General features: G+C 62.5%; 1 protein-coding gene. It reads left to right on the top strand.

Going from position 1 to position 997, the window contains the following annotated elements:
• Window positions 1–173 precede the first annotated feature (173 nt).
• Window positions 174–997, top strand: an 824-nt coding sequence (locus tag RFN28_RS34605; protein WP_320291598.1) for an IS110 family RNA-guided transposase, incomplete at its 3' end; no start/stop codon positions are given.

The raw sequence follows: 997 nt of genomic DNA on the forward strand, positions 1-997 counted from the left end.
GTGTGTTGGTTTCGGTGTATGGTTTGAAGTGGGAAGGAGACCGAGTGGATCCTGGTCGTCCTTTCGGACAGGCCGTGGCATGGCCCGGTCCCTTCCCACCGGTGAACCATCAACCTGAACAGTTGCACGGGGCTGTTCCAAGCAGACCCCGCACCACAGGAAGAGGCGTGGACATGATAGTGCAGAACTATGTCGGCTGCGACATTTCTAAGCAGTGGCTCGACTTTTTTGATGAGGCAAGCGGCCATTACAAGCGCATCGACAACCAGGCCGATGCGATCGCTGCCTATGTGGCAGGCCTTCATCCCGGCCGAGACTTCGTCGTCATGGAGGCGACAGGGGTGCATGACCGGCTGCTGCGCCACGCGTTGGCCAAGGCCGGCGTGCCGTTCTCGCGGCATAACCCGGCCCATACTCACCACTATGCGAAGTCGACAAGACGGCGCGCCAAGACCGATCGTCTCGACGCCAGGATGCTGAGCGACTATGGCCGCCGCTATCAACCTGAAGCCGAGCCGGCGCCGTGCGAAGAAGCCGAGCGGCTTCAATCGCTTGCCCGTCACCGCGACCATCTGGTCGAGATGCGGGCAACGCTGAAGAAGCACCTCGCTGAGGCCTTCGACGCGATTGTCATTGCCGACCTTGAAGAAACGATTGCCGACTTCGACACACGCATCAAAGCGCTCGAGAGCCGGATCGCCAACGTCATTGGTCAAGCCGAGGACACCGCCCGCGATCACGCGCTGATGGTCTCCGTGCCGGGTGTCTCCAAGGTCGGCGCGCTCTCGCTGCTGGCGCACCTGCCCGAGCTCGGCCAGCGCTCACCCAAGGCGATCGCCGCACTCGTCGGCCTTGCCCCGTTCGACAACAAGAGCGGCAAGCTCAACCGCAGGAGCCAGATCCAGGGCGGCCGATCGCGCGTGCGCCGTGCCCTCTACATGGCGGCGCTCAGCGCCATTCGAACCTGTGACCGCTTCAAAGCCTTCTACACAAACCT

Origin of the sequence: Mesorhizobium album, assembly GCF_033977205.1 — a bacterium.
Lineage (GTDB): Bacteria > Pseudomonadota > Alphaproteobacteria > Rhizobiales > Rhizobiaceae > Mesorhizobium > Mesorhizobium album.